Below are 21,025 nucleotides of genomic sequence, written 5' to 3'. Positions count from 1 at the left end.
GCGCATATGCTGCTGGACATCGGGCTGAACATTCTGCTGGGACTGGCGTTGGGCACGCTTGGCGGACTGTTCGGCATTGGCGGCGGGCTGATCGCGATTCCGGTGCTGGGCGTGCTCTTCGGATTGGACCAGCAACTGGCCCAGGGTACGGCGCTGGTGATGGTAGTGCCCAACGTGCTGCTCGCCATCTGGCGCTACCATCAGCGCAACCGCATCGACTGGCGCCACGCCGCAGCGCTGGCCGGAGCCAGTTTTGTCTTCGCCATTCTCGGCGCGGGCGTGGCAGTCTCGCTGGACGCCGGCCGCATGCGCCTGGCGTTCGTTGGCTTTCTCTTGGCCCTGGCGGCCTACAACCTGCTGCGTGTGTTTCTGCGGCCTGCGCCCGGTAACGGTCAGCTGCGTCATTCCTGGCCATGGCTCAGCGTCCTCGGCGCAGGGGCGGGGGCGGCGGGCGGGCTGTTCGGCGTGGGCGGTGCGGTGATCGCCACACCGATTCTGACCAGCGTATTCGGCACTTCGCAGGTGGTTGCCCAGGGGCTGTCACTGGCGCTGGCAGCGCCGAGCACCGGCGTTACCCTGGTGACCTACGCGCTGCATCACCAGGTCAACTGGCTGCTGGGCTTGCCGCTAGCCGTTGGCGGGCTGCTCAGCATCAGCCTGGGCGTGCGCCTCGCCCATGCGCTGCCGGAGCATCTGCTGCGCCTGCTGTTCAGCGGATTTCTGGTGGCCAGTGCGGTGCTGCTGGCGATGGAAAGCTGAGCGGTTTCAGCTCGTCAGGCCGAGCAGGCCGCCGCCGAGCGCACCGGCGATCACCACCAACCACGGTGGCAGTTTCCAGTAGCTCAGCGCGGCGAAGGCCAGCACGGCCAGGATGAAGTGTTCCGCGGCCTTGATCGCACTGGTCCAGACCGGGTCGTACAGCGCCGCCAGCAGCAACCCGACCACGGCGGCATTGACGCCCGCCAGCGCCGCCTGGCTGCGGCGATTGCCGCGCAGTCGCTCCCAGAACGGCAATGCGCCGAATACCAGCAGGAAGGAGGGCGCGAACACCGCGAGCAGGCAGATGGTTGCGCCGAGCCAGCCGCTTGGGCCGCTGTTCATCGAGGCGCCGAGAAAGGCCGCGAAGGTGAACAGCGGTCCAGGTACGGCCTGGGCGGCGCCATAGCCAGCGAGGAAGGCGTTGTTGTCGACCCAGCCGGACGGCACGACCTCGGCCTGCAGTAGCGGCAACACCACGTGTCCACCACCGAACACCAGCGCACCGGTGCGATAGAACGCATCGACCTGCGCCAGCGCCTGGCTGCCGCTGACGCCGGCCAGCACGGGAAGCAGGATCAGCAGGGCAAAGAACGCAGCCAGGGCAGACAGCGCGGTGCGCATCTTGATGCGTACGGGCAGGTCGGGGTGCACCTCGCCTGACGCCGGGCGGAACGCCAGCAATCCGATCAAGCCCGCCACGACGATGATCGCCACCTGGCTCCAGACGAAAGGCAGCAGCAAGACGGCGCTCGCCGCGGCGAGCATGATGGCCAGCCGCGGGCCATCGCTGCACAGCGTTCGCGCCATGCCCCAAACCGCCTGGGCGACGACCGCCACTGCCACGATTTTCAGACCCTGGATGAACCCGCTGGGCAGGGCGTCGCCCCAGCGGGCAATGCCCAGAGCGAACAGCGTCAGCGCGACGGCCGAGGGCAGCGTGAAGCCGGCCCAGGCCGCCAGCGAACCTCGGTAGCCGCCGCGCAGCAGCCCGATTGCCAGGCCGACCTGGCTGCTGGCCGGGCCCGGAAGGAACTGGCAGAGCGCGACCAGATCGGCGTAGCCGCGCTCGTCCAACCAGCGGCGGCGCTGGACGAATTCGTCACGAAAGTAGCCCAGATGCGCCACCGGGCCGCCAAAGGATGTCAGCCCCAGGCGCAGGAATATCAGGAAGATGCTCCAGGCTCTCAGAGGCTCGCCGGACGATAGGCGTTGGGCGTCGATGGGCATGCGAATTCGTGCTGGTCTGCAAGGGTGAATCGAGCGGAAATCCTAGCCGGCAATTGTGTCACGCCGATGACGCGCGTGCCGATTCACCGTTGTGCGGCCAGTCGTCCGCCACCAGGAACAGCCGCTCCTGCTCCAGCCAGTCGCCGGATGCGTGGGGTTCGAGACGCACCAGCAGTTGCGCCCGCGCGCGTGCCGGATCGCCGGCCAGCCACTCGGCAAGGCGGTCCGAGGTCCACAGGTCCGGTTGCGGCACGCGGGCAGCAGCCAGCCAGGCGGCACGCGGAAGTGGCTGCCAGATGGTGCCGGCCGCCGCGGCCTGATACACCGGCCAGTCGGCCTGGCGCAGCCAGCGGCCGCTCAGGTGGTGCGGGTTGGCACCATGGGGCGGGGCGCAGCCCTCTGGCCAGGGTTGAAACAGGTAGCCGCTGAGCCAGAAGCTGCTTTGTACCTCCCGCCCGGTAAGCTCGGCGAGCACGGCGCGGGCGGCCGGCTGGTTGCACAAGGGCAGCTGGTGTTGGCGCAGGTGGGCGAGCTTCAGGTCCAGGCGATCGTGGTTGCCGGGGCCGAGCCAGTGGTCGTGCTGGCTGCCGTCACCGGGCCCGAAGCCCAGATAGAGCTTTATCGCCAGCTCCAGATGGTGCACGCCCTGGTCATCGCAGAACAGCAGGTCCAGCTCGCCGAGGGTGCTGCCGTTCTGCCGGATCGGCAGGTTGGCCGCGATCAGCTGCAGGTCGGGCGCCTGGCACAGCGCGTACTGCCAGAGCCGTTCGTAGTACAACCCCAGGCGCCGATTGCTGCGCTGCGACAGCCAGGCCTCGAGGACCGAAGGCTCGGCATCCTGGCACAGCAGCCAGTCGGCCAGCAGCCCCGGCTCGCTGTGCCAGCGGCTTGCGCTCAGGGGGTGACGCTGGCGGGGAGGTGTTTCGCTCAGCAGGGGCGGCGACAGCAGCGTCCAGGCGAGATCACGCACCTGCGGATGGCGAAGGACGCTGGACAGCTCGGCAAGACTGATAGGGTTCATGTCAGCAGCATAGCCGTCGGTTTGCCGCCGGTTCGACGTTTCGCCGATAATCCGGTGCCGCTGAACACCCGCGCCTGACCGAGGCTCTAACCACAGTCGGTGCAGGCCGCGTCGATCCGCTGCGGCGGCCTCGCAAGTGCATGTTGGTGTTCAAGCGCTGCGAACGCCTGCAACTTCTGCCAGCCACACCAGGGAACTTCAATGGAGCAATTCCGCAATATCGGCATCATTGGCCGCCTGGGCAGCTCCCAGGTGCTGGATACCATCCGCCGGCTGAAGCGATTTCTCGTCGAACGCCATCTGCATGTGATCCTCGAGGAGAACATCGCCGAGGTGCTCCCCGGGCACGGCATGCAGACTTCGTCGCGGCAGCGACTGGGCGAATCCTGCGACCTGGTGATCGTGGTCGGCGGTGATGGCAGCCTGCTCGGCGCCGCCCGGGCAATGGCCCGGCACCGCGTGCCGGTGCTGGGCATCAACCGCGGCAGCCTTGGCTTTCTCACCGACATCCGCCCGGATGAGTTGGAAGAGAAGGTTGCCGAGGTGCTCAACGGCCAGTACACCCTTGAGAACCGCTTCCTGCTCGAGGCCCAGGCGCGTCGCTTCGACGAGCCGATCGGCGAGGGCGATGCCCTCAACGACGTGGTGCTGCACCCGGGCAAGTCGACGCGCATGATCGAGTTCGAGCTGTACATCGACGGTCAGTTCGTCTGCAGCCAGAAGGCCGACGGCCTGATCGTGGCGACGCCCACCGGTTCCACCGCCTACTCGCTGTCCGCCGGCGGGCCGATCATGCATCCGCGCCTGGATGCCATCGTCATCGTGCCGATGTACCCGCACACGTTGTCGAGCCGGCCCATCGTGGTGGACGGCAACAGCGAGCTGAAGATCGTGGTATCGCCGAACATGCAGATCTACCCGCAGGTGTCCTGCGACGGCCAGAACCACTTCACCTGCGCGCCTGGCGACACCGTGACCGTGCGCAAGAAGCCGCAGAAGCTGCACCTGATCCACCCGCTGGATCACAACTACTACGAAGTCTGCCGGACCAAGCTGGGCTGGGGCAGTCGCCTCGGCGGAGGCGATTGATGCAGCTGGATCCCGAGCGTGGCTACGACCTGATCGGCGATATCCACGGCTGTGGCCATGCGCTGGCGCGGCTGCTGGATCAGCTGGGCTATCGCCTGCAGGGCGGTGTCTGGCGTCATCCGCGCCGGCAGGTGATCTTCCTCGGCGACATCATCGACCGTGGGCCGCACATCCGCGAGGCACTGCACCTAGTGCATGCGATGGTCGACCACGGCCAGGCCCATTGCATCATGGGCAACCACGAGTTCAACGCGCTGGGCTGGTACATGCCGGCCCCGCCGGGCAGCGGTCGCGATTTCGTGCGCGAACACTCGCCACGCTTCGCTCGGCTGCTGCAGGAAACCTTCCAGCAGTTCGAGCACTACCCCGAGGAGTGGAAGGCCTTTCGCGAGTGGTTCTACGACTTGCCGCTGTTTCTCGAAACCGAGCGTTTTCGCGTGGTACACGCCTGCTGGGACAGCCGCGTGATCGCGCGCCTGCGTCCGTTGCTGAACGATGGCCGGATCAACCCGGCGATCCTGCGCGAGGCCGGCCTGCCGGGCACCTTCATCTGCCAGGCGCTGGATCGGCTGCTGCGCGGCACCGACATGCCGCTGCCCGAGGGGATGACCCTGACCAGTGAGGAAGGCTTCGTGCGCACCTTCTTCCGCACCAAGTTCTGGGAAGAGAACCCGCAGACCTACGGCGACGTGGTATTCCAGCCCGATGGCCTGCCGGAGCACGCGGCGCGCCTGCCGCTGTCGCCGCAACAAAAAGATCGGCTGTTCCTTTACGGGCCGGACGAGCCGCTGCTGTTCGTCGGTCATTACTGGCGCCGCGGCCAGCCGGGGCCGCTGCGCGGCAACCTGGCCTGCCTGGACTACAGTGCGGTGAAAAACGGCAAGCTGGTGGCCTATCGGCTGGACCAGGAAACGCGCCTGGACCCGGCGAAGTTCGCCTGGGTCGAGGTCTGCGCGGTGTTCCGTCCATGAGTGTCGCGGTGAGCGAAGCGCTGCGCCTGCCGCTGTCGGAAGACCTCAGCGGCTTCATCGCGCTGCTGCGCCGCCTGCGCGTGCCTTGCCGGGTTTCGGAAGAGGGCGACCAGCAGGTGCTGCGGGTACCGAGCGAGGTGGTCGAGCAGGTGCGCGATCTGTATGCGCGCTACCCCCAGGGCGACGACAGCGTGCTGGTCGAGCAGCCCCGGCGGCGCGGCGGCTTCGTCGCTGCCCTGCGTGCCAGCCCGCTTACCGCGGCGGTGCTGCTGATCACCCTGGCGGTGGCGGGGATCACCCTGCTCGGCGAGAACTTTGCCACGATCCGCTGGCTGAACTTCGTCGACTTTCGCATCGACGGCGAGTACGCCTACTTCGCCACGCTGGAGCAGAGTCTCGCGGCCGGCCAGTGGTGGCGGCTGATCACGCCTATCTTCGTGCACTTCGGCATCCTTCACCTGGCCATGAACAGCATGTGGTACTGGGAGTTGGGCCGGCGCATCGAGGCTCGTCAGCGTGCGCCAATGCTGCTGGCGCTGACGTTGCTGTTCGGGCTGATCTCCAATTTCGCGCAGTATCTGTTCGGCGGGCCGGGCATCTTCGGTGGTTTGTCCGGCGTGCTCTACGGCCTGCTGGGCCATTGCTGGCTGTATCACAAGCTCGCCCCCAACGAGGCCTACCGGCTGCCCCCTGGGGTGGTGGTGCTGATGCTGGTGTGGCTGGTGATCTGTCTGACCGGCGTCATCGAGGTGCTCAGCTTCGGCGCGCTGGCCATCGCCAACGCGGCGCATGTCGGCGGGCTGGTCGCCGGATGCGTGACCGGCGTGATCGGCGGCACCCTGGCGCGGCGGCGCTAGCGGGCTGTCGCGCTTTTCCCTAAAGCGCGACAGCCCGGTAGAATGGCCGCTCGTTTCCCTCGGAGCTGGCCATGTCGACCTTTATCCAAACCGCCGAAAGCATCACCCCCGAAATCTACGCGAGCCTCAAGCAGGCCCTCGAACTGGGCAAATGGGCTGACGGCCGCAAGCTGACCCCCGAGCAGAAGGAAACCTGCATGCAGGCGGTGATCGCCTGGGAGATGAAGAATCTTCCCGAAGAAGAGCGCACCGGCTACATGGGTGGCCAGGAATGCGGCTCCAAGAGCAAGAAGGCCGAGGCCGCCATCGACACCAGCCTGTTCGCACCGGCTTCCGGAACCCGCCACTGATGCTGGAGCTCGGACGCGGCGCGCTGGAGAAGATGTCGGTTCAGCTCGAATCGGGCGTGCCGGTGCAGTATGCCTTTCGCTTCGGTGAAGGACTGGTGCCGGTCAATCCGCTGATCGGCAGGACGCTGCGGCTGGAGTACCTGGGCGCCATCCACTGCACCCATTGCGGGCGCAAGACCAACAAGAGCTTCAGCCAGGGTTACTGCTATCCCTGCTTCAAGAAACTGCCGCAGTGCGATGTCTGCATCATGAGCCCGGAGAAGTGCCACCACGATTTAGGCACCTGTCGCGATCCGCAGTGGGGCCTGGATTTCTGCATGACCGATCATGTGGTCTATCTGGCCAACTCGTCTGGCATCAAGGTGGGCATCACCCGCGCCACCCAGCTGCCGACGCGTTGGCTCGACCAGGGCGCGAGCCAGGCGTTGCCGATCATGCGGGTCGCCACCCGCCAGCAGTCGGGCATGGTCGAAGACCTGCTGCGCAGTCAGGTTGCCGATCGCACCAACTGGCGAGCATTGCTCAAGGGTGACGCCGAGCCCATCGACCTGATCGAGATGCGCGAGCGGATCTTCGATGCCTGCGCCGACGGGGTGCGGGATCTGCAGCAGCGCTATGGTCTGCAGGCGATCCAGCCGGTGGCCGACGCCGAGGTGGTGGAGATCCGCTATCCAGTGGAGGCCTATCCGACGAAGGTCGTGAGCCTGGATCTGGACAAGACCCCGGTGGTCGAGGGCACGCTCCTGGGCATCAAGGGTCAATACCTGATCCTGGATACCGGCGTGATCAATATCCGCAAGTTCACCGCCTATCAGGTGGCCGCCAGCGCCGCCGCGTAGGGTGGATGACGTTTCGCTTGCCCGCGGTCATGGGGCGCCAGGCTCAATGACGAGCGGCCTGGAACAAGGGGTGGAGCAGGCTTCGCCGTTCTCCACCCTACAAGTCCGCCGCGACAGACGCTAAGCTCGAACTCATTCGCACGCCGGCCCCCGGGCTGGCAGTCCATCGCCATATCCCGCTTGAAGCTTGCCGCTTGAAGCTCAGTCGACGAGGTTTCCATGCGCACCGAACAACCGAAAGTCATTCATCTGAAGGATTACCAGGCCCCCGAGTACCTGATTGATGAAACCCACCTGACCTTCGAGCTGTACGAGGATCGCACGCTGGTGCACGCCCAGTTAGTGATGCGCCGCAACCCCGAGCGCCCGGCAGGCAAGCTGCCGCCGCTGGAGCTGCATGGCCAGCAGCTCGAGCTGCTGGCCATTGCGCTGAATGACCGCGCCCTGAGCCTGGGCGACTACCAGATCAGCGAAGATTGCCTGACCCTGCAGCCGGATAGCGACAGCTTCGTCATCGACAGCTCGGTGGTGATCCACCCGGAAACCAACACCGCGCTGGAAGGGCTGTACAAGTCCGGCAGCATGTTCTGCACCCAGTGCGAGGCCGAGGGCTTTCGCAAGATCACCTACTACCTCGACCGCCCGGACGTGATGAGCAAGTTCACCACCACCGTCAGTGCCGAGCAGAAGGCCTACCCGGTGCTGCTCTCCAACGGCAACCCGATCGCCAGCGGCAGCGAAGAAAACGGCCGCCACTGGGCGACCTGGGAAGACCCGTTCAAGAAGCCGGCCTATCTGTTCGCCCTGGTGGCCGGTGACCTCTGGTGCGTCGAAGACAGCTTCACCACCATGAGCGGGCGCAACGTGGCGCTGCGCATCTACGTCGAGCCGGAAAATATCGACAAGTGCCAGCACGCCATGGACAGCCTGAAGAAGTCGATGAAGTGGGACGAAGAGGCCTATGGTCGCGAGTACGACCTGGACATCTTCATGATCGTCGCGGTCAACGATTTCAACATGGGCGCCATGGAGAACAAGGGCCTCAATATCTTCAACTCCAGCGCCGTGCTGGCCCGCGCCGAAACCGCGACCGATGCCGCACACCAGCGCGTCGAGGCCATCGTCGCCCACGAATACTTCCACAACTGGTCGGGCAATCGCGTGACCTGTCGCGACTGGTTCCAGCTGTCGCTCAAGGAAGGCTTCACCGTCTTCCGCGATTCGCAGTTCAGCGCCGACATGAATTCGCCGACGGTCAAGCGCATCGAGGATGTCGCCTACCTGCGCACTCATCAGTTCGCCGAGGATGCCGGCCCCATGGCGCACTCGGTGCGCCCGGAATCCTTTATCGAGATTTCCAACTTCTACACCCTGACCGTCTACGAGAAGGGTGCCGAAGTGGTGCGCATGATCCAGACGCTGCTCGGCAAGGAAGGCTTCCGCAAGGGCAGCGACCTGTACTTCGAGCGACACGATGGCCAGGCCGTGACCGTCGATGATTTCGTCAAGGCGATGGAAGATGCCAACGGCGCCGATCTGTCGCAGTTCAAGCGCTGGTACAGCCAGGCCGGCACCCCGCGCCTGTCGGTCAGCGAGCAGTACGACGAGGCGGCGCAGACCTATCGCCTGACATTCCGCCAGAGCTGCCCGCCGACGCCGGGCCAGCCGACCAAGGAGCCATTCGTGATTCCCGTGGAGCTGGGCCTGCTGGCTGCCGATGGCAGCGATTTGCCGCTGCGCCTGCAAGGTGAGGCGCAGGCCCAGGGCACCAGCCGGGTACTGGCGGTCACCGAGGCCGAGCAGAGCTTCACCTTCGTCGACGTACCCGAGCGTCCGCAGCCGTCTCTGCTGCGCGGCTTCTCCGCACCGGTGAAGCTGGACTATCCGTACAGCCGCGATCAGCTGATGTTCTTCATGCAGCACGATTCCGACGGCTTCAATCGCTGGGAAGCGGGTCAGCAGCTGTCGGTGCAGGTGTTGCAGGAGCTGATCGGCCAGCAACAGCGCGGTGAAGCACTGGCGCTGGACGAGCGTCTGATCGAGGCAATGCGCAGTCTGCTGCAGAACGAGACGCTGGATGCAGCGATGGTTGCCGAGATGCTCTCGCTGCCAGGCGAAGCCTACCTCACCGAGATCAGCGAAGTGGCCGACGTGGATGCCATTCATGCCGCCCGAGAGTTTGCCCGCAAGCGTATCGCCGATGCGTTGTTCGAGCCGCTGTGGCACCGCTATCAGGCCAATCGCGAGACCTCCCGCAACACGGCCTATGTTGCCTCCGCGGAGCACTTCGCGCGCCGCGCCCTGCAGAACATCGCGCTGTCCTACCTGATGCTGAGCGAGAAGACCGAGGTGCTCGAAGCCTGCCTGGAGCAGTTCGAGCATGCCGACAACATGACCGAGCGTCTGACGGCCCTGGCGGTGCTGGTCAACTCGCCGTTCGAGGCCGAGCGCGACAAGGCGCTGCAGGCCTTCGCCGAGCACTTCAAGGACAACCCGCTGGTGATGGACCAGTGGTTCAGCGTGCAAGCGGGCAGCCCGCTGCCCGGCGGGCTGGAGCGCGTGCAGCAGCTGATGCAGCATCCGGCGTTCACCCTGAAGAACCCGAACAAGGTGCGCGCGCTGATCGGTGCCTTTGCCAATCAGAACCTGATCAACTTCCACCGCGCCGATGGCGCCGGTTACCGCTTCCTGGCCGATCAGGTGATCACCCTCAACGCCCTGAACCCGCAGATCGCTTCGCGTCTGCTGGCGCCGCTGACCCGCTGGCGCAAGTACGACGGCGCCCGTCAGGCGCTAATGAAGGGTGAGCTGGAGCGCATCCTGGCCTCCGGCGAACTGTCCAGCGATGTCTATGAAGTGGTGAGCAAGAGCCTCGCCTGAGTCCGAAGGCCGATCGTGCCCGCGATCGGCCGTCTTTGCCGGTAGGGTGGGGCTTCAGCCCCACCCGCACCCCATAGCCCGCTCAAGACTCGGCAGCGCAATCGACGTATCGCATCCCCGCTGTCGTGACCATCCCCTGGCGCGCCGCGTCCGATCGTCACTTCGACGGCGACCCAGTCAGTTGCCATACTGGCCACTGGCCCAATCAGCCTCAGTGATCACGCGTCAATCATTGCGCGAGAGTTAACAATTCATAACGTCCGGCCAATTGTGCCTGTCCGCGGAAGCTGGCTAGGATGGCTGCGCCTGTAGTGCAGGCCTTACCTAATAAGAATAAAGGGGGTATGTATGAGTGAGCCCGTTCAGCGGCGCACACTATTCGGCCGCGCCGTGGTTCCATGCCAGGCGAGGGCGTCGCGTTTTCACTCATCGGTTGCCGGCATGCTCTCGCTATGCGGCGCCGTTTCGCTCCTGTTGCTGTCGGCAACGGCGCCGGTCCAGGCTGCTACCGATGGCCAGACCCGCTACTCCATCGAGTCGGCGAAAGCCGCATCCAACCTTCTGCTCGATATCACCGAAGCCGGTGATCGCCTGGTCGTGGCCGGTGATCGTGGCCATATCCTCTATTCCGACGATGGCGGCAACAGCTGGACCCAGGCCAAGGTGCCGACCCGTCAGCTGCTGACGGCCATCGATTTCGTCGACGACAAGCATGGCTGGGCGGTCGGCCATGATGCCCTGGTCCTGTCGACCAGCGACGGCGGACAAAGCTGGCAAGTGCAGTACGAAGATCGCGAGCGTGAAGCACCCCTGCTCGACGTGTGGTTCGAAGACACCCAGCACGGCATTGCGGTCGGTGCCTATGGTGCGCTGATCGAAACCATCGACGGCGGCCAGAGCTGGGACGACATCAGCGACCGGCTCGAGAACGAAGACGGCTTCCACCTGAATGCCATTGCCCATATCGAAGGCTCCGGCCTGTTCGTGGTTGGCGAAATGGGCGGCATGTTCCGCTCCGCCGACATGGGCGAAACCTGGGAGAAGGTCGAGTCGCCTTATCAGGGCTCGTTCTTCGGCGTGGTCGGCGGCTCGGAGCCCGGTGTGGTGATCGCCTTCGGCCTGCGTGGCCACCTGTTCCGCTCCGCCGATTTCGGCGACAGCTGGGAGGGCATTGAACTGCGCAACGGCAGCGGCCACGCGCTAGAGTCCGGGCTCGCCGATGGCAGCCTGTTGCGCGATGGCCGTATCGCGGTGGTCGGCCATGGCGGAGCCGTGCTCACCAGCGACGATCAGGGTCGCAGCTTCAAGCTCGTCAACCGTCCCGATCGCCGTTCGCTGTCGGGCGTCACCTCCGATTCCCAAGGCAACCTGATCCTGGTAGGGCAGGGCGGTGTTCGCATCGCCTCGCCATCGGGCGCGGATCTGGCCCCAAAACAATAAAGCCGGGAGAGTCTGCATGACCAAGCACCAACAGAAGCCGGCGTCGTTCCTCGAGCGCCTGATCTTCAACAACCGGCCGGCAGTGGTCGTCCTCTGCCTGCTGATCAGCGCGTTCCTGTTCTACCAGGCGGCCCAGGTTCGGCCGCAGACCAGCTTCGAAAAGATGATTCCGCTGGGGCATCCGTATATCCAGAAGATGCTCGAGCACCAGAACGACCTGGCCAACCTCGGCAACACCGTACGGATTTCCGTGGAAGCGGTGGAGGGCGACATCTTCTCCAAGGAATACATGGAGACGTTGCGGCAGATCCACGATGAGGTGTTCTACATCCACGGCGTCGACCGTTCCAACATGAAGTCGCTGTGGAGCCCCAGCGTGCGCTGGACCGAGGTCACCGAGGAAGGCTTCGCCGGTGGCGAGGTGATCCCGCAGACCTACGACGGCTCGCCCGAGAGCCTCGAGGACCTGCGCGACAACATCCTCAAGTCCGGGCAGATCGGCCGCCTGGTGGCGAACAACTTCAAGTCCAGCATCATCGACGTGCCGCTGCTCGAGTCCTATCCGGATCCGGAAGACCAGGGGCGGCAGATCAAGCTGGATTACCAGAAGTTCTCCCACGAGCTGGAAGAGAAAATCCGCGAGAAGTACCAGGCGCAGAACCCGAACGTGAAGGTGCACATCATCGGCTTCGCCAAGAAGGTCGGTGACCTGATCGACGGGCTGGTGGGCGTGGCGCTGTTCTTCATCGTCGCCATCGGTATCACCTTCGTCCTGCTGCTGTGGTTCACCCGTTGCTTGAAGAGCACCATCGCGGTGTTGATCACCACGCTGATCGCGGTGGTCTGGCAGCTCGGCCTGCTGCACACCCTCGGCTTCGGGCTTGACCCGTATTCGATGCTGGTGCCGTTCCTGGTGTTCGCCATCGGCATTTCCCACGGCGTGCAGAAGATCAACGGCATCGCCATGGCCTCCGGTTTCACCGAAGACCCGGTGACGGCAGCGCGCATGGCGTTCCGCCAGCTGTTCATCCCAGGCATGGTGGCGTTGCTGTCGGATGCGGTGGGCTTCGTTACCTTGCTGCTGATCGACATCGGCGTGATCCGCGAGCTGGCCATCGGTGCGTCGCTGGGCGTGGCGGTGATCATCCTGACCAACTTGATCCTGCTGCCGGTGGCGATTTCCTACATGGGCATCAGCCAGAAGGCGATCAAGCAGGCCCGTGAAGAGGCCTCGCGCGACCATCCGTTCTGGCGTGCGCTGTCGAACTTCGCCAGCCCGACCGTGGCACCGATTTCCATCACCATCGCCGTGGTGGCGCTGGCTGGCGGGCTCTGGTACGGCCAGAACCTGAAGATCGGCGATCTCGACCAGGGCGCGCCGGAGCTGCACCCGGATTCGCGCTACAACCTGGACAACGATTTCGTCATCCGCAACTACTCGACCAGTTCCGACGTGCTGGTGGTGATGGTCAAGACCGCACCGGAAGGCTGTTCGCACTACGACACGCTCGCCGCCATGGACGAGCTGATGTGGAAGATGCAGAACACCGAGGGTGTGCAGTCGGCAGTGTCGATGGTGTCGGTGGCGCGCCAGGGCATCAAGGGCATGAACGAGGGCAGCCTGAAATGGGAAACGCTGTCGCGTAACCAGCACGTGCTGAACAACTCCATCGCCCGCGCCGAAGGCATGTACAACAGCGACTGCTCGCTGGCGCCGGTACTGGTATTCCTCAACGACCACAAGGCCGAGACGCTGGAGCACGTGGTCGCCGCGGCCAAGGATTTCGCCGAGGAGAACAACCGCGAGGGCCTTGAGTTCGTACTGGCAGCCGGCAACGCAGGGATCGAGGCGGCGACCAACGAGGTGATCGCGGCATCGGAAACCACCATGCTGATCGCCGTCTACATGGCCGTGAGCATCATGTGTCTGCTGACCTTCCGCTCGCTGGCCGCGACGCTCTGCGTGATCCTGCCGCTGGTGCTGACCTCGATCCTCGGCAACGCGCTGATGGCGTTCATGGGCATCGGCGTGAAAGTCGCCACGCTGCCAGTGATCGCGCTGGGCGTGGGAATCGGTGTGGACTACGGCATCTACATCTACAGCCGCCTGGAATCCTTCCTGCGTCAGGGCATGACCTTGCAGGAAGCCTACTACCAGACCCTCAAATCCACCGGCAAGGCGGTGATCTTCACCGGCGTCTGCCTGGCGATCGGTGTGGTGACCTGGGTGTTCTCGGCGATCAAGTTCCAGGCCGACATGGGTCTGATGCTGACCTTCATGTTCCTCTGGAACATGGTTGGTGCGATCTGGCTGCTGCCGGCCCTGGCGCGCTTCCTGATCAAACCGGAGAAGCTGCGTCAGCAGGGGGGAGCCGGGATGTAGCGAAGAACCGCGGCCCTTGGGCCGCGGTTTTTTTTTGAGTGGAAGTAAAGGGAAGGGGCCAACGCTCCGGGCCCCGGAGGATCAGGCCGTCTGGCTCAGCATTTGCGCAATGGCCTGCGCGGCCACGTCACCGATCACCAGGATGGCCGGGCTCTTCAGCTCGAAGGCGTGGGCGTCGCGACACATGCCGGCGAGACTGGAGCGGCACTCGCGCTGCTGGGGCAGCGAGGCGTTCTCGATCATGGCCACCGGCGTGCTGGCGTTCATCCCGCCTTCCAGCAGCCCGGCCTGCACCTGCTCCAGCTTGCTTACACCCATGTACACCACCAGCGTGGTGCCGCTTTTGGCCAGCGCCTGCCATTCGAGGCTGCTGTCATCCTGGGTGTGCGCGGTGACCAATGTTACGCCACGCGCTACGCCGCGCTGGGTCAGCGAGATGCCGCATTGCGTGGCGCCGGCCAGGCCGGCGGTGATGCCGTTGACCAGCTCGACCTCGATGCCGCGCGCCGCCAGCCATTCGGCCTCCTCGCCGCCACGGCCGAAGATGCACGGATCGCCACCCTTGAGGCGCACCACACACTTGCCCTGACGGGCGTAGCGCAGCATCAGCCGGTGGATGAAGGCCTGCGGCGTCGAGCGGCAGCCGCCGCGCTTGCCCACCGGGATGATGCGAGCGTTCGGGCAGTGTTCGAGCACGGCGGGGTTGACCAAGTCATCGATCATCACCACCTGTGCCTCGCCCAGTGCGCGTACGGCCTTGAGGGTCAGCAGCTCCGGGTCGCCAGGGCCGGCGCCTACCAGCCAGACTTTTGCGCTCATGGGGTAATCCTCGTCTTGGTTGGTATCAGAGAAGTGCGCGTTCCGGCTGGTGGGCCAGCAGGCGCTTGAGTTCGGGCACGCAGGAGCCGCAGCTGGTGCCACAGCCGAGTTCCTGCTTGAGGCCGGCCAGATCGAGACCGCGCTCGATGCCAGCGCAGATCGCGCTCTGGCTGACGTTCAGGCAGTTGCACAGCGTGCGGCCGGTTCCGACCTTGGCATTGCCCGGTGGCGCACTGAGCGGCGCCAGCAGCCAGCGGCGCAGTTCGGCGTCCGCACTGCCGCTTTCCCAGAGCCCGCGCAGCCACTGCCGGGCGGCGGTTTCGCCGGCCAGGCGCAGGGCGACGATGCGGCCGTCCTCGATGCGTACGCGCTTGCCGACAGCACGGCGGGGATCGTCATAGGCCAGCACCGGACCTTCATCGAGGCCGAGCAGGTGGTCGATGGCATCCAGCTCGACTGCCGTTGGCGCCGCATCCCGGGCGCCGCGGATCAGCAGCGCCGAACGCTCGCGACCGCCGAGGCTGAAGCTGGCGTAGTCGAACGTTTCGAACAATGGCCGCAGCGCCTCGAAACGTCGCTGCACGTCGCCCTCGACCAGCGCAAAGAACTGCCACGGCAGTTCGACTCGTTCCACTTCGATGCCGGCATGCTTGAGTTCCGGTTGCTTCGACAGCGGATCGACGCTGGCCAGGGTCAGGACATTACTGCCCAGCCCCTTGAGGAAGCGATCGCCCCAGTGCATCGGCAGGAACGCCTGGCCGGCGCGCAGGCTGTCATCCTTCTGCACCGGCAGGATCAGGCTGCCGCGCCGACTCTTCATCTTCACCAGCTGGCCGTCCAGCAGACGCCGGCGACGCATGTCCTCGGCGTTCATGCAGAGCAGAGCCTCTTCGACATGGCCGAACAGCCGCGCCGCGGTGCCGGTGCGGCTCATGCCGTGCCACTGGTCGCGCAGCCGACCGGTGTTGAGCGTCAGCGGATAGCGTGCCTCGCGCTTTTCCTTCGGCGCCTGGTAGTGCTCGGCAACGAAGCGCGCACGACCAGTGGCAGTGGGGAACACACCGTCGCCATACAGCCGCGCGGTGCCCAGTTCGCTGCCTGGCGGAAACGGCCATTGCTGCGGACCGAGGGTGTCGATCAGTGCGTAGCTCAGGCCGCTGTAGTCCAGATCGCGGGCGGCGGTGAGCGGCTTGTACTCCTCGAACAGCGCTTCGGCACTCTCGAACGCGAACAGGCTCGGCGCGCCGGGACGCAGGTGACGTTCCAGCCGTCGGGCAAAATCGCAAGTGATCGCCCAGTCCGCGCGGGCTTCGCCGGGCGCCGGCACGGCGCGACGTACATGGCTGATGCGGCGCTCGGAGTTGGTCACCGTGCCTTCTTTCTCGCCCCAGCTCGCGGCCGGCAGCAGAAGGTCGGCGTGGCGGCAGGTCTCGGTGGTGAAGAAGGCTTCCTGCACCACGACGAAGGGGCAGGTGGCCAGGGCCTCATGGACTTTCTGCTGGTCCGGCAGCGACTGCGCCGGGTTGGTACAGGCGATCCACAGCGCCTTGATCTTGCCTGCACGCACCGCCTCGAACAGCCCAATGGCGGGCAATCCAGGCTGTTCGGGCAGCTGCTCGACACCCCAGTAGGCCGCCACTTCTGCACGGTGTTCGGCATTGGCCGCGTCGCGGTGGCCGGGCAACAGGTTGGACAGGCTGCCGGTTTCGCGGCCGCCCATGGCATTCGGTTGGCCGGTGAGCGAGAAGGGCCCGGCGCCCGGCTTGCCGATCTGTCCGGTGGCCAGGTGCAGGTTGATCAGCGCGCTGTTCTTCGCGCTGCCGGCGGTAGACTGATTCAGACCCATGCACCACAGGGAGAGAAAGGCTGGCGCGCTTCCGATCAGCCGTGCGCAGGTTTGCAGATCATCTACCGAGATGCCGCAGAGGTCCGCGACCATCGCCGGGGTGTAGTCGCGCACCAGGCTTTTCAGCGCATCGAAGCCCTCGGTATGCGCATCGATGAAGCGGCGGTCGATCCAGCCTTCCCACATGAGGATATGCAGCAGGCCGTGGAACAGCGCGACATCGGTGCCGGGCAGGATCGGCAGGTGCAGATCGGCCAGCTCGCTGGTGTCGGTGCGCCGCGGGTCGACGACGATGATGGTCATCTCCGGTCGCTTCGCCTTGGCTTCTTCCAGACGGCGGAACAGCACCGGATGCGCGTAGGCCATGTTGCTGCCGGCGATCAGCAGGCAGTCGGCCTGCTCGATATCTTCGTAGGAGCAGGGCGGGGCGTCGGCGCCCAGGCTGCGCTTGTAGCCGACCACCGCCGAGGACATGCACAGCCGCGAGTTGGAATCCAGGTTGTTGGTACCGACCAGGGCGCGGGCCAGTTTGTTGAAGGCGTAGTAGTCCTCGGTCAGCAGCTGGCCAGAGACATAGAAGGCGACGCTGTCCGGCCCGTGTTCGCGGATGGTCTCGGCGAATACGCTGGCCGCATGCTCCAGCGCGCTGGCCCAGTCGGTGCGACCGCGGGCCAGGCCCTTGCCCAGACGCAGCTCAGGGTAGAGCGCGCGGGCCCCCAGGTCGCCGGTCAGGTGCAGGGTCGAGCCCTTGCTGCACAGCTTGCCGAGGTTGGCCGGATGGCTGGGGTCGCCGGCCACATCGAGGATGCGCTCGCCGTCGTGCTCGATCAGCACGCCACAGCCGACTCCGCAGTAGCAGCAGGTCGAGGCGGTTGTCATACGCATGGCGTCGTCTCCTGGAAAAAGGTGCTGGTCAATTGCGCGTGTTCAGGCCGCGCATTCCTTGCGTGGGTTCAGCGAAAGCTGTACACGCCCGTTCTCGACGCGCGCCGCGTGACGATGGGCGCAGCCGACGTCCGGGGCCAAGGCCTCGCCGCTGGCCAGATCGATCTGCCAGTTGTGCAGCGGGCAGGCGACCTGCTTGCCGTAGACGATCCCCTGCGACAGCGGCCCGCCCTTGTGCGGGCAGCGATCGTCGAGGGCGAAGACCTGATCGTCCGCGGTGCGGAATATCGCAATGTCACCCTTGGGGCCAGCGACGATGCGCGAGCCGAGCGGGTTGATCTCATCCAGTGCGCAGATATCGAGCCAGTTCATGCGGTGTCCCTCCAGGTCGGTGCTCAGGCGTTTTCCAGCTGCTTGACGGCGATGCGGTCGAATTCCTTCTTCAGCTGCGGCTTGGAAAGCTGCTCCTGCCACGGGTCCTGCTCGAAGGAAAGCGAGAACAGCAGCCGCTGGTGCAGCGCCTTGCGCCGCTCGGCATCGTTCAGCACGGCCTGTTTGATGTGATCCATGCCGACGCGCTGCAGGTAGTGCACGGTGCGTTCGAGGTAGAAGGCTTCCTCGCGGTAGAGCTGGAGGAACGCCAGGCTGTATTCCATGACCTCCTCGGCGCTCTTCACCTTGACGAAGAACTCGCCGGCCTCGGTCTTGATGCCGCCGTTGCCGCCGATGTACAGCTCCCAGCCGGAGTCCGCACCGATGATACCCACGTCCTTGATGCCGGATTCGGCGCAATTGCGCGGGCAGCCGGAGACGGCCAGCTTGACCTTGTGCGGCGACCACATGTTGAACAGCGCGTGTTCCAGGTCGATGCCCATCTGCGTCGAGTTCTGCGTGCCGAAGCGGCAGAACTCGCTGCCGACGCAGGTCTTCACGGTGCGGATGGATTTGCCGTACGCATGACCGGAGGGCATGTCCAGGTCTTTCCAGACGCCCGGCAGGTCTTCCTTGCGGATACCCAGCAGGTCGATGCGCTGGCCGCCGGTGACCTTGACCATCGGCACCTGGTACTTGTCCGCCACGTCGGCGATGCGTCGCAGCTCGGCGGCATTGGTGACGCCACCCCACATCCGCGGCACCACGGAGTAGGTGCCGTCCTTCTGGATGTTGGCGTGGGCTCGCTCGTTGATGAAACGTGACTGCGGATCGTCCTTGGCCTCGCCCGGCCAGGTGGAGATCAGGTAGTAGTTCAGCGCCGGACGGCAGGTGGCGCAGCCGTTCGGCGTGCGCCATTCCATGAAGGCCATGGCCGCCGGGATGCTGATCAGGTGGTGCTCGCGAATGGCCTTGCGCACCTGGCCATGGTTGAGGTCGCTGCAGCCGCAGATGGCCTTCTCGCTCTTCGGCTTGACGTCGGCCGCGCCGCCCACGGTGTTGATCAGAATCTGTTCGACCAGCCCGGTGCAGGAACCACAGGAACTGGCGGCCTTGGTGTGCTTTTTCACCTCGTCCACCGAGAACAGCCCGTGCTCCTGGATCGCCTTGACGATGGTGCCCTTGCACACCCCGTTGCAGCCGCAGACTTCCATGTCGTCCGGCATGGACATGGCCTTGCTCTGGCCCTGATGGCCGGCATCGCCGATGGCGCCCTCGCCTAAGCCGGCCGCGCCAAACATCAGATGGTCGCGGATCTGCGCGACGTTCTGGCCCTCGCGCACCTGGCGGAAGTACCAGCCGCCGTCGGCGGTGTCGCCGTAGAGGCAGGCACCGACCAGCACGTCATCCTTGATCACCAGTTTCTTGTATACGCCGCCGATGGGGTCGGAGAGGGTGATGGTCTCTGTGCCTTCGCCGCCGATGAAATCGCCGGCCGAGAACAGATCGATGCCGGTAACCTTGAGCTTCGTCGAAGTCACCGAGCCGAGATAGCGGGAAAAGCCGAGCATGGCGAGGTGGTTGGCGCAGACCTTGGCCTGTTCGAACAGCGGAGCGACCAGGCCATAGGCGGTGCCGCGATGATTGGCACATTCGCCGACGGCGTAGATGCGCGGATCGTAGGTCTGCAGGGTGTCGTTGACCAGGATGCCGCGGTTGCAAGGCAGGCCTGCCTGCTCGGCCAGCTCGCTGTTGGGGCGGATGCCGGCGGCCATCACCACCAGGTCAGCGGGAATCACCTCGCCATCGGCGAAGCGTACGGCTTTGACGCGGCCTTCGTCGTTGCCGATCAGCTCGGCTGTCTGCTTTGGCAGCAGGAACTTCAGGCCGCGGCTCTCCAGGGCGCTCTGCAGCAGGGTGCCAGCGGTCTTGTCCAGCTGGCGCTCCATCAGCCAGTCACCGATATGCACCACGGTCACATCCATCCCGCGCAGCTTGAGGCCATTGGCGGCCTCCAGGCCGAGCAGGCCGCCGCCGATGACCACCGCGTGCTTGTGGGTCTTGGCGGTTTCCATCATCACCTGGGTATCGGCGATGTCGCGGTAACCGATCACTCCCTGAAGGTCGTTACCGGGAATGGGCAGGATGAACGGATTGGAGCCGGTGGCGATAAGGAGGCGGTCATATTCGGCCTCGCTGCCGTCGTCGGCGATGACCCGGCGACGGGCGCGATCGATCTTCACCACCTTGCGCTTGAGCATCAGGCGAATGCCGTTCTCGGCATACCAGTCCAGGTCGTTGAGCACGATCTCTTCGAACTGCTGCTCGCCGGCCAGCACGGGGGAGAGCAGGATGCGGTTGTAGTTGGGATGCGGCTCGGCGCCGAACACCGTGATGTCGTAGAGCTCGTTGGTCAGCTTGAGCAGCTCTTCGAGGGTTCGCACGCCGGCCATGCCGTTGCCGATCATCACCAGTTTGAGTTTCTTCATGCCCGTTCTCCGTGCCATCCGGTTCGCCGTCTGGCCTGCTCGAATTCTTTTCAGCAACAAAAAGGCGTCCCACCGGTTCTCCGGTGAGGACGCCTTTGTCCGTGTCCCGCTCAGTCGGGAAACCTGCCGCTCCACGTTGAGGGTCAGGTCGTATGTCATCTTCGACGTTTGCTTTGCAGAGCCTGTGCCAATTCTGAAATACGCCGCTTTTCAACGCTTTGCGCGAACTGATGGCTCCCCTCGGCGGGCGAATGCTGCACCGATATGCGGCAGCTTGCGCTGTCATGGTGCGGGAAGCCCTGGCTCGTTCCGAGGACGGAGCGTTGACAGGGGGTGGCCGGCTTTTCTAAAGTCTTGCCCATGCGCCGATTTAGTCAGCTACTTGCGGGGCGCCTGGAGCCGAAGGCTTCGAAATACCGCTAAAGCGCTGGTTCCGGTGTCGCCTCCCACCGCTGCCCAGCGGAATTCTCGAGGCGGAAGTCGAATCAATGAATGCAAAGCACGCTCAGCTGCGCCTGGCCCCTATCACCAGCGGCCTCACTCCCAGCAATCCCAAGATCCTCCTGGGTGGTTCTCACCAGCCCTCCTTGTTGCGCTACCTGGAAGGCTGGCCGCGACGCCATCGCAAATCCCGCGCCCTGCTTATCCAGTTCGCTACGGCCGACGAGTCGCTGGCGCGTTTCGCCACCGACAGCTTCGACCTGGCCGTGATCCAGGCGCCGACAGCAGAGCGCCTGGAAGAATGCGTGCGTGAGCTGACCCGCGTCGCGCGTCAGGGCCTGATCACCCGGCGCTGAA

16 protein-coding genes are annotated in these 21,025 nt (G+C 65.1%); 10 read left to right on the top strand and 6 right to left on the bottom strand.

Annotation, left to right across the window (positions count from 1 at the left end):
* Positions 1-6: 6 nt before the first annotated feature.
* Complete coding sequence (locus tag VF716_RS00415) at positions 7-759, top strand: sulfite exporter TauE/SafE family protein (protein WP_440551240.1); 753 nt, start codon at positions 7-9, stop codon at positions 757-759.
* A 6-nt stretch (positions 760-765) separates the two neighbouring features.
* Here VF716_RS00415 and chrA read toward each other — a convergent pair whose 3' ends face one another.
* Together chrA and VF716_RS00405 are read right to left on the bottom strand one after the other, a co-directional pair.
* Positions 766-1,986: a chromate efflux transporter gene (gene chrA / locus VF716_RS00410; RefSeq protein ID WP_084904664.1), complete on the bottom strand. Its 1,221-nt coding sequence runs from the start codon at positions 1,984-1,986 to the stop codon at positions 766-768.
* Positions 1,987-2,044: 58 nt separating this feature from the next.
* Positions 2,045-3,007, bottom strand: a complete 963-nt coding sequence (locus VF716_RS00405) for a DUF1853 family protein (protein ID WP_011913536.1) — start codon at positions 3,005-3,007, stop codon at positions 2,045-2,047.
* A gap of 201 nt (positions 3,008-3,208) precedes the next feature.
* On the opposite strand from VF716_RS00405, the gene VF716_RS00400 reads away from it, so the two are divergent.
* From VF716_RS00400 to VF716_RS00365, 8 genes are all read left to right on the top strand, one after another.
* Positions 3,209-4,096, top strand: coding sequence for an NAD(+) kinase (locus VF716_RS00400; RefSeq protein ID WP_013983038.1), 888 nt, complete (start codon positions 3,209-3,211; stop codon positions 4,094-4,096).
* Complete coding sequence (locus tag VF716_RS00395; protein WP_440551237.1) at positions 4,096-5,067, top strand: metallophosphoesterase; 972 nt, start codon at positions 4,096-4,098, stop codon at positions 5,065-5,067. Before VF716_RS00400 ends, VF716_RS00395 begins: the two co-directional genes overlap by 1 nt.
* Positions 5,064-5,924, top strand: a complete 861-nt coding sequence (locus VF716_RS00390) for a rhomboid family intramembrane serine protease (protein WP_440551234.1) — start codon at positions 5,064-5,066, stop codon at positions 5,922-5,924. The genes VF716_RS00395 and VF716_RS00390 overlap by 4 nt, the downstream gene beginning before the upstream one ends.
* A gap of 71 nt (positions 5,925-5,995) precedes the next feature.
* Entirely contained in the window at positions 5,996-6,274 is a 279-nt protein-coding gene (locus tag VF716_RS00385) for a YeaC family protein (protein ID WP_011913532.1), read from the top strand.
* The gene (locus VF716_RS00380) at positions 6,274-7,113 is read left to right on the top strand and encodes a DUF2797 domain-containing protein (protein WP_440551231.1); all 840 of its coding nucleotides are present in this window, start codon (positions 6,274-6,276) and stop codon (positions 7,111-7,113) included. Before VF716_RS00385 ends, VF716_RS00380 begins: the two co-directional genes overlap by 1 nt.
* A gap of 219 nt (positions 7,114-7,332) precedes the next feature.
* A complete protein-coding gene (gene pepN, locus VF716_RS00375) occupies positions 7,333-9,993 on the top strand; it encodes an aminopeptidase N (protein ID WP_440551228.1) in 2,661 nt (886 codons plus the stop codon).
* A gap of 441 nt (positions 9,994-10,434) precedes the next feature.
* Entirely contained in the window at positions 10,435-11,433 is a 999-nt protein-coding gene (locus tag VF716_RS00370; protein WP_014596959.1) for a WD40/YVTN/BNR-like repeat-containing protein, read from the top strand.
* 16 nt (positions 11,434-11,449) lie between these two features.
* A complete protein-coding gene (locus tag VF716_RS00365; protein ID WP_440551225.1) occupies positions 11,450-13,816 on the top strand; it encodes an efflux RND transporter permease subunit in 2,367 nt (788 codons plus the stop codon).
* Between the two features lie 81 nt (positions 13,817-13,897).
* On the opposite strand, the gene cobA is transcribed toward VF716_RS00365, so the two are convergent.
* Genes cobA through nirB form a run of 4 tightly spaced genes read right to left on the bottom strand, consistent with a single transcriptional unit; the run spans position 13,898 to position 20,227 of the window.
* The gene (gene cobA, locus VF716_RS00360) at positions 13,898-14,635 is read right to left on the bottom strand and encodes a uroporphyrinogen-III C-methyltransferase (RefSeq protein WP_048328911.1); all 738 of its coding nucleotides are present in this window, start codon (positions 14,633-14,635) and stop codon (positions 13,898-13,900) included.
* 25 nt (positions 14,636-14,660) lie between these two features.
* Entirely contained in the window at positions 14,661-17,366 is a 2,706-nt protein-coding gene (locus tag VF716_RS00355; RefSeq protein WP_437208343.1) for a nitrate reductase, read from the bottom strand.
* A gap of 42 nt (positions 17,367-17,408) precedes the next feature.
* Positions 17,409-17,738 carry a nitrite reductase small subunit NirD gene (gene nirD, locus VF716_RS00350; protein ID WP_013983030.1) on the bottom strand — a complete coding sequence of 110 codons (330 nt, stop codon included), beginning with the start codon at positions 17,736-17,738 and terminating at the stop codon, positions 17,409-17,411.
* Between the two features lie 23 nt (positions 17,739-17,761).
* Positions 17,762-20,227, bottom strand: coding sequence for a nitrite reductase large subunit NirB (gene nirB, locus VF716_RS00345; RefSeq protein WP_440551220.1), 2,466 nt, complete (start codon positions 20,225-20,227; stop codon positions 17,762-17,764).
* 488 nt (positions 20,228-20,715) lie between these two features.
* Between nirB and VF716_RS00340 the strand changes: the two genes are divergently transcribed.
* On the top strand, positions 20,716-21,024 hold the full coding sequence (locus VF716_RS00340; RefSeq protein WP_011913523.1) for a hypothetical protein: 309 nt from the start codon (positions 20,716-20,718) through the stop codon (positions 21,022-21,024).
* Position 21,025: the final 1 nt, after the last annotated feature.

It is taken from the genome of Stutzerimonas sp. Brlt_14 (genome assembly GCF_051948915.1).
Classification (GTDB): Bacteria; Pseudomonadota; Gammaproteobacteria; order Pseudomonadales; family Pseudomonadaceae; genus Stutzerimonas; species Stutzerimonas stutzeri.
This window is presented reverse-complemented; position numbering and strand designations above follow the sequence as displayed.